The sequence below is a fragment of the Arcicella sp. genome (assembly GCF_964672035.1).
Window position 1 is genome coordinate 1 of sequence record NZ_CBABQS010000047.1, and the last position, 13234, is coordinate 13234.

General features: G+C 37.2%; 10 protein-coding genes. 5 read left to right on the forward strand and 5 right to left on the reverse strand.

What is annotated here, in order from left to right; all coding sequences use genetic code 11:
- Positions 1-1027: sensor histidine kinase (locus AC1W31_RS13140; protein ID WP_481734915.1), on the forward strand; the 1027-nt coding region annotated here is incomplete at its 5' end.
- Positions 1028-1070: 43 nt separating this feature from the next.
- On the opposite strand, the gene AC1W31_RS13145 is transcribed toward AC1W31_RS13140, so the two are convergent.
- Positions 1071-2726, reverse strand: coding sequence for a complex I subunit 4 family protein (locus tag AC1W31_RS13145; protein WP_481734916.1), 1656 nt, complete (start codon positions 2724-2726; stop codon positions 1071-1073).
- Positions 2727-2813: 87 nt separating this feature from the next.
- Positions 2814-4697 (reverse strand): NADH-quinone oxidoreductase subunit L, encoded by a 1884-nt coding sequence (gene nuoL / locus AC1W31_RS13150; RefSeq protein WP_481734917.1) that lies wholly within the window; start codon positions 4695-4697, stop codon positions 2814-2816.
- A gap of 226 nt (positions 4698-4923) precedes the next feature.
- Between nuoL and AC1W31_RS13155 the strand changes: the two genes are divergently transcribed.
- The 3 genes from AC1W31_RS13155 to AC1W31_RS13165 all read left to right on the forward strand — a co-directional run bounded on the left by AC1W31_RS13155 (position 4924) and on the right by AC1W31_RS13165 (position 8550).
- Positions 4924-5499, forward strand: a complete 576-nt coding sequence (locus AC1W31_RS13155) for an acyl-CoA thioesterase (protein ID WP_481734918.1) — start codon at positions 4924-4926, stop codon at positions 5497-5499.
- Positions 5500-5513: 14 nt separating this feature from the next.
- A complete protein-coding gene (gene murC, locus AC1W31_RS13160; protein ID WP_481734919.1) occupies positions 5514-6887 on the forward strand; it encodes a UDP-N-acetylmuramate--L-alanine ligase in 1374 nt (457 codons plus the stop codon).
- Between the two features lie 349 nt (positions 6888-7236).
- Complete coding sequence (locus AC1W31_RS13165) at positions 7237-8550, forward strand: DEAD/DEAH box helicase (RefSeq protein WP_481734920.1); 1314 nt, start codon at positions 7237-7239, stop codon at positions 8548-8550.
- Positions 8551-8618: 68 nt separating this feature from the next.
- Here the strand turns inward: AC1W31_RS13165 and AC1W31_RS13170 are convergent, their stop codons facing one another.
- Both AC1W31_RS13170 and AC1W31_RS13175 read right to left on the reverse strand, forming a co-directional pair.
- Complete coding sequence (locus tag AC1W31_RS13170) at positions 8619-8948, reverse strand: hypothetical protein (protein WP_481734921.1); 330 nt, start codon at positions 8946-8948, stop codon at positions 8619-8621.
- A 349-nt stretch (positions 8949-9297) separates the two neighbouring features.
- On the reverse strand, positions 9298-9780 hold the full coding sequence (locus AC1W31_RS13175; RefSeq protein WP_481734922.1) for a hypothetical protein: 483 nt from the start codon (positions 9778-9780) through the stop codon (positions 9298-9300).
- Positions 9781-10167: 387 nt separating this feature from the next.
- Here AC1W31_RS13175 and AC1W31_RS13180 point away from each other — a divergent pair, with 387 nt between their 5' ends.
- The gene (locus AC1W31_RS13180) at positions 10168-12324 is read left to right on the forward strand and encodes a prolyl oligopeptidase family serine peptidase (protein ID WP_481734923.1); all 2157 of its coding nucleotides are present in this window, start codon (positions 10168-10170) and stop codon (positions 12322-12324) included.
- A gap of 51 nt (positions 12325-12375) precedes the next feature.
- Here the strand turns inward: AC1W31_RS13180 and AC1W31_RS13185 are convergent, their stop codons facing one another.
- Positions 12376-13110: a DNA-methyltransferase gene (locus AC1W31_RS13185; protein WP_481734943.1), complete on the reverse strand. Its 735-nt coding sequence runs from the start codon at positions 13108-13110 to the stop codon at positions 12376-12378.
- Positions 13111-13234 lie beyond the last annotated feature (124 nt).

Below are 13234 nucleotides of genomic sequence, written 5' to 3' on the forward strand. Positions count from 1 at the left end.
AAAAAATACATTTATGGTTAAGAATATATGGTTCTGGATAATACAATTTTGTTGTTGGCTTTTTATTGCTTTTATTGCGTTGTCATTTAGCCCATTGCAAGATAGCGATACGAATAGTCGAATAATATTTTTTTTAGCATATTTTTTTATCGGTTCTACAATAGGATATATGTATTGCATTTTAGTTGAAAGTATAAATCCTGATGATATTACTATTTCCCAATTGCTATTTTACCCTTTTGGGGGAAGTTTTATAATTGGATTTGTATTCACCATTATTGACATATTTTTAGGACAATTTGTTTTCAAAAACGGTGTCACTGATTTTTTTACACTGCTATTTAAAAATAGCTGGATTGTAATTCCGTGCTTCTTTTTTTATCATCTTTATAGATTTGCAACAATTTATCAAGATAGAAAACAACGAACAATTGTTGCAGAAAACCTTTTGCAAATATCCGAATTAGAAAATCTTAAAAAGCAATTAAATCCACATTTCTTATTTAATGCCTTAAATAGCATCAAAGCACTTACTCTTTTTGATGGTGAAAAAGCCCGTGAATCAATTATTCAACTATCTGATTTATTGCGACTTTCGCTTAATTTAGGAGAGCAACAAAGAGCTACGTTGAGTGAAGAATTGCGTTTAGCCGAAAATTATTTAGCGCTTGAAAAACTTCGTTTCGACAGCCGACTTTCGTATGAATTCAAAATTGACATTGAGTTAGATAATATTTTAATCATGCCCATGTCGTTAAATACTTTGCTTGAAAATGCTGTTAAACACGGGATTGGGCAATTAAAGTCGGGTGGAAAGATTATTACATCTGCTTCAACTGAGAATAATTTGATTACCATAACGGTTGAAAACTCAGGATTTTTTGACCCCAAACCTAAAAGTCAAGATGGAGGAATTGGTTTAGAAAATCTCCACAAACGTTTAGAATTGCAGTTTGGGAAAAAAGCCTCTTTTACGATAGAAAATCAGAATAAAATGGTTGTTGCCACCATCAAAATGCCATTTTGATATAAACATTAAAGCCCGAAAAACGAACATCGAGATACGAGAATCAAAATAGTTTTATCAATTCAGCCAAAGAAAGATTTGTTACATCAAAAATCAAATGGGGAAATATTCCAAAAATCAAGGCTAAAATTGCTAAAGGATAAAGCATAATTTTCTCTCTTATTGTCAAATCCTGCAAAGTTTCTTCGTATTGTCTTACCCAAAATTTACCGAAAAACATTCTCTGTAAAGTCCACAAGAAATACGCTGCTCCCAGTACCAATCCAAAGGTTGCTAAACCCGCTAACCACTTAGGAATCAACGGGCTATTAAATCCACCCATCAACGTAAAAATCTCCCCGATAAATCCTGAAAAGGCGGGCAAACCCAAGGAGGCAAAAAAGGCAATGGCAATCATGAAGGTGAATAAGGGCATCTTACTCGCCAAACCTTGATAGGAGTCGATTCGGCGGTCGTGCGTACGTGAGTACAACACGCCAACTAATAAAAATAACATGGCCGAAAGAATTCCGTGCGAAAACATTTGGTAAACTGCTCCGTTGAAACCTTCGCTCGTGAGTGAGCCAACGCCCAACAGTACAAAACCCATGTGCGAAACTGACGAATAGGCAATCATTTTCTTTAAATCGTTCATTGCCAAAGCATTAAATGCTCCGTAAATAATAGACAAAACCCCAAAACCAACAATCCAGATGGCATATTGATTGGCAACTTCTGGAAAAATGGGATAGGCGATTCTCAAGAATCCGTAGCCCCCTATTTTCAAAAGAATCCCCGCCAAAACTACCGAAACGGGCGTTGGGGCTTCTACGTGCGCATCGGGCAACCAAGTATGAAAAGGCACAACGGGTAATTTTACCCCAAAGCCTATCATCAGAAAAATGAATGAAAGTGAGCGTAAAGAAATTCCCGAAACTATATTTTCTGAAAAAATATTCAACCACGACCCCGAAACATAATTGCCTTGGTCGGGCATAAAACGGAGGTCGAAAGTATGGACAATTGATTGGGAAGGTAATTCACTTTCGGCCAATAGACTTTGAATATGTGAAATGATTTGTGGCGTAACGTCAGAAGCTGAGTTTATTAATCCCATTTGTACCGCAGTTTCCACGGGGTCAATCACGGAAAGGTACAGCCCAATCATTACAATTAAGATAAAAATCGAGCCTACGAGCGTGTAAAGAAAGAATTTGATGGAAGCATATTCTCGGCGAGGTCCTCCCCAAAGTCCAATCAAAAAGTACATTGGCAAAAGCATAAACTCAAAAAACAGGTAGAATAGGAACATATCCAAGGCGATAAAACAGCCAATAATTGAACCTGACAATAATAAATACAAAGAAAAATACCCCCTTGATTTTTCCTTAATTTCAAAAGAAGAAATCGCTCCGACAAACATCACAATACCCGTCAGCAAGACCATTGGCATACTGATTCCGTCCACGCCCAAGAGATAATCAATTGAGCCGATGCCTAAATTGCCAAGGGGCAAAGTGATCCAATCGTATTGTTCAAGAAACTGATAGTCAGCTACTTGTCTATCAAATTGAAAATACACAAATACACAAAGCAATAGTTCTACGCCCGTAACGATAAGGGTAATCCATTTAAAATAAGGCACAAATCGTTCGGGCGTAAACGCCAAAATAAGCGATGCGAAAATGGGAATAAATATGAGTAATGATAAAATGGGCATTTTTTATAATGTTGTTTGAAATCTTGTTATTGCATTTGTACTAATAGCAATGACATTTTTCCTTTATAAGATATTCTCTACGATAAACTATGTGGTTGCAATGATAAATAAGGCCAATCCAATTAATCCCAAAAACGCCAAAGCAACGTATAATTGTACTTTTCCGCCTTGTGCTGAACGTGTTACTCGTCCAATAATTCCAGCCGAATACGCTGCTCCGTTAGGAATTCCGTCAATAACTTTGGCATCAAACCAGCCGACAATTTTGGCGATAAATACCTGTAAATTAGCTAAGAGATTCACGAAGGAATCAAGTATTTTTTGGTCAAAAAACTGAATATTATTGGAAAGTTTTAGGATTGGGTTTACAAATATTTTATTGTAAAAATTATCGAATGTTGGGATTTGAAATGTAAATATCTTGTTACGAGTTAAATATCCTGCCGTGATTCCGATGAGAGCGAATGAGGTTGAAATGATGCCTATTAAATGATTTTCTTCAAATTTTCTTCCAATGAAATCACCGAACCAACCATGTCCAATACTCAACGGATTTAAGCTGAAAACAAATCCAGTTGAGAGTATAGCCAATATTCCAATCGGCAGTTTCATTTTCCAAGAGCCTTCGTGGAGAGATTTTATATCAACTTTTTCGTTCCTGAAATCTCCAAAGAAAATCATCCAAATTTGGCGGGTCATGTAAAAGGCAGTCAAAATTATTCCTAGCAAGATTGAACAAATTATTATTAGATGAAATATATCTATGTCAGCATCATTGTTAGGAGGAAACCAAATATTCAAAATTGCATCTTTCGATAAAAAACCCGAAAATAAAGGCAGCCCCATCAAAGCCGTTGAACATACTAAATAACAGATAAAAGTAAAAGGCATTTTCTTTCTTAATCCACCCATCAAACGCATATCTTGAGCATCAAAATCTTCGCCTGTATGAAGTAGAGCGTGTATGATTGCTCCCGCACAAAGAAATAACCCTGCTTTAAAAAAGGCGTGCGTTAATAGATGGAATGCTGAAACATCATAACCTAAACCTAAAACCATTAAACCCAATTGTGAGACGGTAGAATACGCCAAAGTCTTTTTTATGTCCGTCTGAAAAATGGCATAAATTGACCCCAAAAGCATGGTTATTGCTCCAATTGCCGCTACAATTTCAGAGGCATCAGCGTTGAACATTGGAGAAACCCTAATCAATAAATAAATCCCCGCAACCACCATCGTAGCGGCGTGTATGAGGGCAGATACGGGTGTGGGTCCTTCCATCGCATCGGGTAACCATGTGTGCAGAGGAAATTGAGCAGATTTAGCGATTGTTCCACAGAAAAGCAGTAGGCAGTAAACAGTAGGCAGTTGACCGTTAGCAAAAGTAGTCAGGTCTGTGCTATAATGATTATAAAAATATACTGCAAAAATTCCTATCAGAAATCCCACATCGCCAATTCTGTTCATCAAAAAGGCTTTTTTGGAAGCTTGAACGGCTTCGGGTTTTTTATACCAAAAACCAATCAGGAGATAAGAACTTAGTCCTACTAATTCCCAAAAGCCGTACATGACAAAAAGATTATCCGTCAAAACGATACCCAACATCGAAAATACAAAGAGACTCAAAAAACCAAAATAACGGTACAAATCTGGGTCATTTTCCATGTATTCGAGCGAGAAAATTTCGACCAGAAGGGCAATAAAATTCACCAAAACTAACATCATCAAAGTTAAAGAATCAAAGAGAAAACCAAATTGATAGGCTTTTCCATTGAGCGTAAACCAATTGAAAATGAGATGATTATCTGTAGTATGCAGGGTTTGTAATAAGAGAATTACCGAAAAAATAAGATTCAAGCCCGTGAGTGAAACAGTAAGCCAACTTGCTATGGCATTCCGTTTTCTTCCCAACAAAAATGCTGTAAGAAAACCAATGAAAGGCGTGAAAAGTATAAGCCAAATTAGGGGCATTTTTGAGTTGTGAGTTGTGAGTGTGGAGTTGTGAATGAAGTCAACAAGGATTCCAAAACTCTTTATTTTTATAAATTTCTCCTCATTTTCAAGGAAAATTCTTTTAAAAGTTCAATTTTTGTACAAATATAATACGGAATGTACGACGTACAGCCTTGTTCGTATTAAAATAAGTAAAACGGATAGGCGTGTCGAGTCGTCGAACCGCCTATCCCACAAACACAAAATGGAAAACGCAAGAACCGTTAATTATTCCCGAACCACCATCACCGAATTGATGATACCATCTTATGCCAATTTTGGCGGTAAGATTCACGGAGGGATTTTATTATCTTTGATGGATAAAGTTGCCTACGCCTGTGCGACCAAACACGCTGGAACTTATGTAGTAACGGTTTCAGTAGATAATGTCGAATTTCGTCAGCCCGTTGAGGTGGGCGAATTGGTTTCGCTGCTTGCCTCGGTGAATTATGTGGGTAATAGTTCCATGATTGTGGGCATTAAAGTAGTGTCAGAAAACATCAAAACTGCTACAATCAAACATACTAATACTTCTTATTTTACGATGGTCGCTAAAGATGACGATGGTAAATTAGCAACTGTTCCACCCCTAATTTTGGAAGATGATAAAGACATCAGGAGATTTTTGGAGGCTATGAAACGCAAAGAAATAAAAGCTTCCTATAAAGAGCTATTAAGCACCGCAAAAACAAGCATGGAAATTGACGCAAATTTGCATCTGCTTGCTCATGAGCGTTGTGTGATTAAACGGGATAAGGATATGCAGAGTGAATGGATATAAAAACAACCAAAAAAGTGAACATAAAAACCCTCAAAAACATTTATTTCTTAGGCATTGGCGGCATTGGTATGTCGGCAATTGCTCGTTGGTTTATTGCTAATGGCTATACATTAGCTGGTTACGACAAAACCGCAACGCCACTCACCAATGCGCTACAAGCGGAAGGAATTGCCGTCCATTTTGAAGATGATATTTCGTTGATTCCTAAGGAGTTTTTAGATAATCCTTCAGAGACGCTTATTGTCTATACGCCTGCCATTCCCAAAGACCATAAGGAGTTTAACTACTTGAAAGACAGCGAATTTGCGTTAATGAAGCGCTCGCAAGTTTTGGGTTTATTAACCCAAAATTTCTTCACGATTGCGGTTGCGGGTACCCACGGAAAGACAACAACTTCTTCGATGGTAGCGCATATTTTGAAGAATGCAGGCAAAAATGTAACGGCATTTTTGGGAGGAATTACGCAAAATTATGGTACAAATTTCTTAGTGAATGAAGGCACAGAAAACGTAATTTGCGTAGTGGAAGCCGATGAATTTGACCGTTCTTTCTTAACGCTTTTTCCCGATTTAACCATCGTAACTTCCACTGATGCCGACCATTTGGACATCTATGGCGACCACGCTAAACTCTTAGAATCCTTTCAATTATTTGTTTCGCAGATAAAAGATGGCGGTTGGTTGTATCAATACGATGGCATTGATTTACAAGATTTTACCCATAATCCAAGTGCTGTTTTTGGTTTGCACGTAGGCGATTTCAGAACCGAAAACTTACGGATTGAAAATGCAGAAATGGTGTTTGACATTGTTTATCCCGACGGAATTATTAAGGATTGCAGTTTGTTAACGCCTGGTTTTCACAACGTTACGAATTCCATTGCGGCGGCGGCAGTCGCCTTGCAAGTGGGCGTATCACCCGAGGCGGTGCGAGATGGAATTTGCACGTTTAAAGGCGTGAAAAGGCGTTTTGAATACCAAATTCGGACCGAAAAGATGGTTTACATTGATGATTATGCGCACCATCCAACCGAAATTGAAGCGTTTTTATCATCGGTGAAAGCATTGTATCCAAATCGTAAATTGACCGTTATCTTTCAACCGCATTTATTCTCTCGGACGAATGATTTTCAGGAAGGATTTGCTAAAAGTTTAGATTTGGCTGATGACTTAATTCTCTTGGATATTTATCCCGCCCGTGAACTTCCGATGGAGGGGGTTACGTCGAGTATAATATTTGATAAAATGAAATTGGAGGAAAAAATCCTTTGTACAAAATCGGAGGTTTTGGATTTATTGAAAGCTAAAAAACCTGAATTATTAGTAACCGTTGGGGCGGGTGATATTGACACGCTTATCCCAAAAATTCGAGAATGGGGAAGTTTATAAAATTTAAGTATAATTGCTCAAAAATTTCTAAGTATTTTTACTATATTTGTATCATAAATTTCAATTCTGTGATTGGATGAGAAAAATATAACAGAGTAAAAGAGATTAAACGCCCCCAAATTCGTTTAATCTCTTTTTTTTGCTTAAAATTGGCATACGGATGAACCCGCAATGGAATTGAGATGCTTCGTCACACGGATTTAAAAAGATTTTTCAACTCGTATGTTTTCTTAATTTCCATCAATCCTATTTAGTCTTAACGTAACCTTCACCGTTAAAAAATCCGTGAAAATTGCTGCTGCAAAGCATCCGTGTAATCCGTGTGCCATTTTTCTCGTACCTTTGTGATATGGAAATCAACAAACAAATCCTTTCAAAATTAGGCATTGAGGCACTGAATCCGATGCAAGAAGCGGCTCAAACAGCCATTTTGCAGGAGAAAACCACCTTTCTAATCGCTCCAACGGGTTCAGGGAAAACATTGGCTTTTTTATTACCCTTGCTCCAAATTCTCGACCCAAAAAAAAATACCGTCCAATGTCTCATTCTTACGCCATCCCGTGAATTGGCGATGCAGATTGAAAACGTTTGGAAGAGTATGGGAACGGGCATGAAAGTAAATGTGTGTTATGGTGGTCATTCAATGGCTACCGAAATTCAGAATTTAAGCAATCCTCCTGCCCTATTGATTGGTACGCCTGGACGTATTTTTGACCATATTACTCGAAAATCGTTTGATTTAGATACGGTGAAAACCTTGATTTTGGACGAGTTTGATAAGTCTTTAGATTTGGGTTTTCACGACCAAATGTCTTATATCATCGGCAGTCTTCGTAATCTCAATAAACGAGTTTTAGTGTCGGCTACCTTCGGAATCAAAATTCCTGAATTTGTGGGATTTACTTCGCCCGTAACGCTGAATTTTATTCCTGAAAATGAAGAGAAAAAGGCTTTGGAAATGAAAGTCGTTATTTCGGAAGCGAAGGATAAAGTTGACACCCTTTTTGACTTAATTTGTTCCTTAAATTCGGAATCTGCCCTCATTTTTTGCAACCATCGTGATGCCGTGGAGCGTACTTCTGAATTGCTGAATGAAATGGGCATTTATACTACTTTTTATCACGGAGGAATGGATCAGGATGATAGAGAAAGAGCCTTGATTTTATTCAGAAATGGCAGTGTTAATTATTTAGTAACCACTGACTTAGCAGCAAGAGGATTGGACATTCCAGAAATGAAGCACGTTATTCATTATCACTTGCCCATCCAAGCGCATGAATTTACGCACAGAAATGGCCGTACAGCCCGTATGCACGCCTCTGGAACGTCATATTTGATTTTTCATAGAAATGAATTTCGCCCAAAATACATCTCAGATTCTATCGAAGAACTGATTTTACCTGAGAATAATCCACTGCCAAAACCACCTGAATTTGTAACGCTTTATCTAAGTGGTGGCAAGAAAAATAAGTTGAATAAAGTAGATATTGTAGGATTTTTCTCGAAAAAAGGAGAACTTGAAAGAGGCGATTTAGGCTTGATTGAAGTCAAAGACTTTATGTCTTTTGCAGCCGTGAAACGTAGTATTTTTAGAACGCTTTTGGAGAAAATTAAGGATGAGAAAATTAAGGGGAAAAAATATAAAGTAGAAGTGGCTCGATAAAAATAAAAGTGGTCAGTGAATACACTGACCACAGTAAAATAGGAGAAATTTTATGGAAAATTTCTTGCTTACTTCTTACCACTTGCATCATTTTTAGCTCCAACTCGTTCTTCATTAAATGCGGTCGGAACACCTTTTTGAAGCATATAAAAACATCCATTCAAACCTGTAAAAGTGGTAGAAATACCAGTAATAGACTTGCTCGCCAAATTTCCTGCGTAGGTAGTTTCTGAATTATTAAACGTAAACATAAACATACCTGCACTTTGCACCCATAAGCCCGAAGCTCCTTCGCCATTTGTCCATGTACCGCCAGCATTGACAGTCATAGTTGTTTTGCTGTAACTGCCATCGCAGTCCCAATCATAAAATAATGTCCAATTTCCTGTAACAGCCATTGTCTTAGAATTTATTTTTGCCTACTCTTGAATCGGGTTTTCGGCTTTTCCCGCTTTAGAATTAGAATCTTCATAAATTAAAGATTTCAAACAAAAATATAAACTAATTGCAAAAAATAACTGATTAATGACTAATATTTACTTAACGGTAATTCGTGATTAATTATTCATAAAATGTTTTAAGCATATTTAATGGATAATTGTCTTTAAACAAAGCAATATTTATCGAACGGTTACAATATTTACTTAACGGAAAAATCCTCATTTTGACAGCTGTAATTTGTTCCAAAACAAATTACAGCTGTCAAAATGAGGATAAATACTTTTTATTCATTTCTCAAAGTTTATTTTAATCCGTCTTCTTTTTCAAGTAAATTTGATATTGTTCATCCGTTAAAATTACCTTAATTTCTTTGTCTCTTTCGTCTCGCATGGCTTGGGCTTTGGCTCGATATTTCAGACGAACTTCTTCGGTAAAAGGAGGCAAAAGTTTTTTCACTTCAGTCTGAAAATCAATGCGTTTAAAGGCATAATTGATGTTAGCATCCTCAATTTTTGGAATTTGCTCTTCCGTCAATTTTAGTTTTTTCGTCATCCATTTAGTATCTTCATTAGCCATTTTTTCAGGGTCTAATTCAGCGGGTTTGGGGGGCGTACTCGAGCCTGCTTGAGGAATACCATTTCCACGACCGTAACCACCACCGCCGCCATATCCACCACCTCCGTATCCGCCGCCATATCCTCCTCCTCCATATTGTGCTTGACTTTCTTGAATGGTTAAGAAAATGGATAATGTAATGAAAAGTATGAATGTTAATTGTTTTGCTTTCATTTAGGTTAATTTTAGTTCATTTACAAAGATAACTTATTTTTTGAAGTGTTTGAAAATTATATGATAGCTTTTCAACTGTTGCTACTATGTCTCGACAGATAACTTGAAATGATTTTGGGATAGACTTATTATCTTAAATCATACTTGGTTTGGTTGACTGTGAATACACTGACAACAATTGGAATTCACGCTCGAAAATTCGTTCAATAAAACTTTACCCCTCATTTCTAATATCTATTATTTGGTATCCTATCGTATTATCCAAAAAACTAATTTTGCAAAAGTACTTTGCTCATCATTAAAGCTATTAATTTCATTATCAATTAGTTATATTTACTTTTACAGATATGATTTTGTTGAAACATTAATTTTAAAAAAAATAAAGCCATGAAAAAAATATTTTTGCCTCTTCTAATTTTACTGTTTAGTACAAATGTTTTTGCACAATTGCAGTATCCCGCTTCTAAAAAAATAGAAGTCTTCGATACGTATTGGGGCGCTACTTATAAAGACAATTATCGTTGGCTCGAAGACATGAAAGACCCACAGGTGACGTCATGGTTTAAACAACAAGCCGACTTGACTAATGCCACCATGAATACCATTTCGGGCAGAGATGAATTGATTGCAGAATGGCGAAAATTAGATAAATTACAACCACCGTCTTATTACCCAATCGTGAAAGAAGGTGGTCGTATTTTCTTCAAGAAAAGGATGCCTGGCGAAAAAGTAAGTAAGGTTTATTATCGTGAAAGCGTGAATGGAGCCGACCAATTGCTCTTCAATCCACTGACTTTCATGGCTGGAAAAACGCTGTCCGTAGAGAACATCACTCCAAGCTACGATGGTAAAAAACTCTTAATCGGTTATGCTGAAAATGGCGCTGAAATATCCACTTTGCAAGTCATGGACGTGGATACTAAGAAATTTTTACCGGATGTAATTACTGGCACAAGTGGCGTAATGGGCTGGACTTTCGACAATACTGCTTTTATGTATATGTGGATAAAATCAGTGGATAATACCGACCCCAACGGTCGTTTAAATCCCAAAGCAAAACTTCATAAATTGGGGACTGAAGCAAAAGCTGATATTGATTTTTTTAGTAATGAAACCTATCCATCTTTGGGAATTGAAGCCAAGTCATATCCGTATTTATTTTTATCAAAAGATTCTAAAAGTTATGTATTTGGTGGTGAAGGCACCGTTCAGAATGAATTGAAGGTATTTTATGCTCCTTACGGTGAGTTCAATTCGGGTAAAATTCAATGGAAAACGCTCTGCACACCTGCCGATAAATTGGTGCGTAGTCTGGATATTGCGGATGATAAAGTCTTCGGAATTACCTATAAAGATGCCAAAAATTACAAACTCATCTCGACTGATTTGAAAAATCCTGATTGGGCAAATGCCAAAGTGATTGCTCCCGAAAAATCCATGACACTCGAATCTTTTACCCGTAGCAAAGACTATCTGTTATTAAATTATAGCGACGGCATCAATAATCACTTTTATAAATACAATCTAAAAACCGAGGCTACCACCGAGGTGAAATTACCGTTCAGTGGTTCGGCTGCTCCCATGTGTATTGATACCAAAACCAATGAGTTTTTGGTAGATATTACCTCGTGGAACAAACCATTTACCGAGTTTTCATACAATGCCGAAACCGAACAATTTGTTGCCAGTCCCTATAATAAACCATCTGTTTTTCCAGACGAATACAAGAATTTGGTGGTAGAAGAAGTGGAAGTTAAAGGACACGATGGCGTGATGATTCCGTTGTCGATTATTTATAAAAAAGGCCTTAAAAAAGACGGCTCAAATGTTTGTTTGATGGATAGTTACGGAGCGTATGGCATCAGTATGGCTCCTTATTTTAGTACTCGGTTAAATTCTTTGGCGGTGAAAGGAGCAGTTATCGCTATTCCGCACGTGCGTGGTGGTAGTGAAAAAGGGGAGGATTGGTACAAAGCGGGCTATAAAACTACCAAACCCAATACTTGGAAAGATTTTATTAGTTGTGCTGAATACCTTATTGCCCAAGGGTTTACCAATGCTTCAAAATTAGGCGGTACGGGTACGAGTGCGGGAGGAATTTTGATTTCGAGGTCAATCACTGAAAGACCCGATTTATTTGCCGCTGCTATTTGTAATGTAGGTTGTGCCAACACCATGCGAGGCGAATTTTCTTCCAATGGTCCCGTGAATATTCCAGAGTTTGGCACCGTGAAAGATAGCGTAGAATGTAAAGCCCTCTACGAAATGGATGGCATGCAGCACGTAAAGGCGGGCGTGAAATATCCAGCCGTCATTTGCGTGGGCGGTTGGAACGACTCACGAGTAGTGGCTTGGCAACCCGGCAAATTTGCGGCAGCCATGCAAAACTCAACGGCATCGGGCAAACCTGTTTTGATGAAAGTAAACTACGAAAATGGGCATTTCACGGAAGACCGAGAAGTAACATGGGCAAATTTTGCCGACCAATATTCCTTTGTAATGTGGCAATGCGGGCATCCAGATTTTCAGGTGAAGAAGAATTAGGTTAAATATGACGGTTTGGGTGATTCTTTTGGGGTTATTCAAACCTTTTTTTTATATTTTTAATTCTGTAAAATATTCAATTTGTAGTTCTTGTAACAAAAATAATTCAAGCTCTTTTTTATCATTGAAGCCTTGTAGCTTATTCCGGTAAGATGAAGCTATTTTAGTATTCTCAATTTCTAATTTCCTGTCGATACTGATTTTCAAAAAATCCTCCTCTTGGTCAATTCCTAAAAATCTTCTATTGGCTAAATTGGCTGCAATCCCTGTGGTGCTACTGCCCGTAAAAGGGTCGAGAATCCATGCATTGGGTTTTGTTGAAGCTAAAATTAAGCGAGTTAAAACTGATAGTGGTTTTTGGGTTGGATGTTTACCACAAGATTTTTCCCACGGAGCGATGGCAGGTAATTTCCAAACATCTTTCATCTGTTTATCACCATTTAATTGCTTCATTAGCTCATAATTGAAGTAATGAGGCACTTTTGCCTTTTTACGAGCCCAAATAATTTGTTCAGTTGAATGGGTAAAAAAACGACAGGAGAAGTTTGGAGGTGGATTATTCTTTTCCCAAGTGACAACATTGAGAATTTTAAAATCTAATTCCGTTAAGATTTGACCAATAGAAAAAATATTGTGCATCGTGCCACTAATCCAAATAGTGGCATCATCTTTCATTTTATCACGCACTAACGAAAGCCATTTCCTGTTAAAATCATTCACATAATCATACCCGTGTGATCTATCCCAAGTGCCTTTATTGACACTAACGATTTGACCGCTTTGTATGGAAAGACCTCCGTTAAAAAACTAATTGAATTAATAAAAGCTATGTCTCATTTAGTTATTAAAAGTTTAATTATAAATAAATATATTTTTTATAATTACTTGAAAATGATCATGTTACACTTGT

Coding starts and splice junctions, on each gene's coding strand:
- AC1W31_RS13145 (WP_481734916.1), bottom strand. CDS start 2,726: ATGCCCATTTTATCATTACTCATATTTATTCCCATTTTCGCATCGCTT.
- nuoL (WP_481734917.1), bottom strand. CDS start 4,697: ATGCCCCTAATTTGGCTTATACTTTTCACGCCTTTCATTGGTTTTCTT.
- AC1W31_RS13155 (WP_481734918.1), top strand. CDS start 4,924: ATGGAAAACGCAAGAACCGTTAATTATTCCCGAACCACCATCACCGAA.
- AC1W31_RS13165 (WP_481734920.1), top strand. CDS start 7,237: ATGGAAATCAACAAACAAATCCTTTCAAAATTAGGCATTGAGGCACTG.
- AC1W31_RS13170 (WP_481734921.1), bottom strand. CDS start 8,948: ATGGCTGTTACAGGAAATTGGACATTATTTTATGATTGGGACTGCGAT.
- AC1W31_RS13175 (WP_481734922.1), bottom strand. CDS start 9,780: ATGAAAGCAAAACAATTAACATTCATACTTTTCATTACATTATCCATT.
- AC1W31_RS13180 (WP_481734923.1), top strand. CDS start 10,168: ATGAAAAAAATATTTTTGCCTCTTCTAATTTTACTGTTTAGTACAAAT.